Source organism: Flavobacterium sp. ARAG 55.4 (assembly GCF_051846875.1).
Classification (GTDB): Bacteria; Bacteroidota; Bacteroidia; order Flavobacteriales; family Flavobacteriaceae; genus Flavobacterium; species Flavobacterium plantiphilum.
Window position 1 is genome coordinate 1 of record NZ_JBPYCT010000033.1, and the last position, 2,748, is coordinate 2,748.

The 2,748-nt window shown below is 28.6% G+C and carries 4 protein-coding genes; all 4 read left to right on the top strand.

Features of this window, described 5'->3' with window-relative positions; genetic code table 11:
• The first annotated feature begins 112 nt into the window (after window positions 1-112).
• The 4 genes from ACSV4D_RS18025 (at window position 113) to ACSV4D_RS18040 (ending at window position 2,485) form a co-directional block, all read left to right on the top strand.
• Window positions 113-679 carry a hypothetical protein gene (locus ACSV4D_RS18025; protein ID WP_439229379.1) on the top strand — a complete coding sequence of 189 codons (567 nt, stop codon included), beginning with the start codon at window positions 113-115 and terminating at the stop codon, window positions 677-679.
• Window positions 680-873: 194 nt separating this feature from the next.
• Window positions 874-1,065, top strand: coding sequence for a hypothetical protein (locus tag ACSV4D_RS18030; protein WP_439229380.1), 192 nt, complete (start codon window positions 874-876; stop codon window positions 1,063-1,065).
• Window positions 1,066-1,279: 214 nt separating this feature from the next.
• Window positions 1,280-1,804: a hypothetical protein gene (locus tag ACSV4D_RS18035; protein WP_408082118.1), complete on the top strand. Its 525-nt coding sequence runs from the start codon at window positions 1,280-1,282 to the stop codon at window positions 1,802-1,804.
• Between the two features lie 156 nt (window positions 1,805-1,960).
• Window positions 1,961-2,485, top strand: coding sequence for a hypothetical protein (locus ACSV4D_RS18040; RefSeq protein WP_439229381.1), 525 nt, complete (start codon window positions 1,961-1,963; stop codon window positions 2,483-2,485).
• The last annotated feature ends 263 nt before the right edge of the window (window positions 2,486-2,748 follow it).

Sequence of the window (2,748 nt, forward strand, 5' to 3'; positions counted from 1 at the left end):
AATAAATATCAGCTTACTTATGGCACAAAGCCAGCCAAAATTAGGTAGATTGGAGCCATTTTATGGCTGGTATAAACAAGTTGTATGCTATTGACAAAACAAACGAGAAATTATGACAAATAATTATAATTTATTTTCCTTCAAACTATCGATAAATATCTATAATAAACTTAGTGATAATTTATTAAAAGATTTCCAAGAAGCGGTTTCGAATGAAATAACGTTTAATGAGACTTTTAAAAGACTGGAAAATCATTATGGGATCAAACTTGATATTTCAGAATTTAATGAAATATTCAGAAAAGAAAAACCAGAACTTGTAGAATCACAAAATGATAAACTAAATAATGGAATTGTTTTTTCTGTTATTTCGGCATTAGTTTGCGAATTAGCTATAAAATATTTAACTGTAAAAAATGGAAAGAATTTTTCCTTTACTCATAATTTAAGAGGTTTATACGATAAATTAGAAATATCTCAAAAAGATCTAATTAAGAAGGATACAATGAAAAGATGTAAATTCATTTCGGAAGAAGATTTTGAAAATGAGCTAAATGATTCTTCAGAAAATTTTAAAACTTTGAGATATTTTTTTGAAGGCAATAGTCATCAACTTAATGATATCTTTTTAAAAGGTTTTAAAGATTCTTTGGTTGAATTAGTAGAAAATAGTAAGTAGAACAACAGCATACAACACTTGCTACAACGGATTTGGGCAATTGGCTTAATGGAGAAATGGTCTTGTATTAGGGAATATTTGGCAAATCCGAAAAATGGTCTTAATTTAACCCCAAACCCGCTGTAGTAGCGGGACGTTATCGTCAATTGCTCCGAAACCGAGAAGAATTGAAGAATAGAATTAAAATTTACATTATGGATTACGGTGGAATGACAGTAAATGAAAGATTATATGAAAGTGGGAAACTAGATAAGTTTGACAAAGCAGTCGCTCAAAAAAATGTTAAAGAAGTTGTCAAAATTCTCAAAGCAGTAGATTTAAAAACTGAATCAATTATTCCAATTCTTGAAAGTCTAGGTTTTGAAAAAGATGACGCCGAATTATAAGCAACGCGGAAATTGTTTGCTTGAAAAGTTTGGTTTGCCAAGTTTGGGTGTCGCAACTCACGATAACAACGGTTTCGCGCAATTGCTGGTTTATATTTTTACGCGTTCACGAAAAACATTTATCTTTAACAGAAAATAATCCGTTCGCTGGCATCGCAACTGTCACGAAGCCGCGGAACGTTACCAGCAAATTAACATATAACGAGTTAAAAATATGAAATTTGAATTAAATTTTGATGAAAATATTTATATAAAACAAATGGATTTGCTTCGTGATTTAGCATGGAAAGAAAAAATTGCATATTATAAAAACTCTCATTTTCTTGGTCTAACTTTATTAATAATCGGTTCTCTTATCACTTTTGACAGACCGAGCTTTTTTGGATTTGCATTTATACTTTTTGGATTAGGAATTTTAATCCCATACATCTATTACTATTTTAAAATAAAATCATCATATAAAGGATTTGAAGAAGTTAAAACTAAAGAAATTGAAGCGTGCCGAAGCATAACTAATTTTACTTATGAATTTACTGAAGAAAGCTTAATTACAAAAGTTCAAGAAACAGAAAGAGTCTTTGAATGGAAAGAATTTAGAACATATTTAATAAAAGAAGATAACTTGCTTATGATTACAAAAAAATACGAACCTTTAATCTTAGCAGAAGTAGAAGTTGGGGAAGAAAATTTTAAAAAAATATTAGATTTCGTTGAAAATAAAATTATTGTGAAGAAATAATCTGCTGGTAACACACGTCTTGCGCCATTTGCGAATTTAGTGGAATTACCGTTTTTTATCATATCTTCGTTTAGCCGAAAATACTCGTCTTCGTAAGTCGCAAACGGCGCAAGGCGCGAGAACGTTAGCGGTAATTCTGCAAAAAATATTGTATAAATGGAATTCGAGTATAAAAAAAGTAAAATTTTGACTGATTTAATTTTTGGATTCATATTTTTATTATTTACTATTTTTATTACCATAATGATTTTGAGAAAGATGATACTTGATTGGAATCAAATTACGAACTTAAAAATCGTTTTTGCAATATTGTCAATATGTTTGTTTTCTTTTTTAACATATTTGTATTTACAAACTGCAATTGTTAGGTATAAGTATTTTCAAATAAATAATAAAGAGGAAATTAAACTTGATAAGCAAAATCAAATAATTATTATTTTGGATAAACTGGATAATAAAAAAACCGAAGTTAATTTTAAAAGCGTAAAATCTGTAGAATTGTATTATTCTTGGAATACAAATCCTTTTTCTTCAGATTTAGGTTATAGTAAATTAAATATTGAAAATTCTAATCCTATAATTATAACTCAAAACAATTTGAATCAATATCATATATACAAATCATTTAAGAACAAGGTAATTAAAAATAAATCTAACTTTTTAAACATTATAAAAATATAAGAACTACCGCTAACAAGGGTTTTGCAATAGTGGGGCGAAACTGCAAAGTTCAATAGTTGTTCTTCGGTTCAACATTTGTGAAAAATTGAAGTTTTGTGCTTCGATTGCCCCACCATCGCAAAGCCCAGAAACGTCAGGCTGTGAAAAAACCTCATTTTTCGATTAAAACCTTCAAATTTTACTTCGCTATAATTCCAATAAAGCCTTTTTAAGAAGGTTCCTTTTTTAGGCTGCTAATTTAGTTTGATAAAAAAAGTATGCTA

What these genes read in the sequence shown, in the direction of transcription:
- ACSV4D_RS18025 (WP_439229379.1), top strand. Translation starts at nt 113, where the DNA reads ATGACAAATAATTATAATTTATTTTCCTTCAAACTATCGATAAATATC.
- ACSV4D_RS18035 (WP_408082118.1), top strand. Translation starts at nt 1,280, where the DNA reads ATGAAATTTGAATTAAATTTTGATGAAAATATTTATATAAAACAAATG.
- ACSV4D_RS18030 (WP_439229380.1), top strand. Translation starts at nt 874, where the DNA reads ATGGATTACGGTGGAATGACAGTAAATGAAAGATTATATGAAAGTGGG.
- ACSV4D_RS18040 (WP_439229381.1), top strand. Translation starts at nt 1,961, where the DNA reads ATGGAATTCGAGTATAAAAAAAGTAAAATTTTGACTGATTTAATTTTT.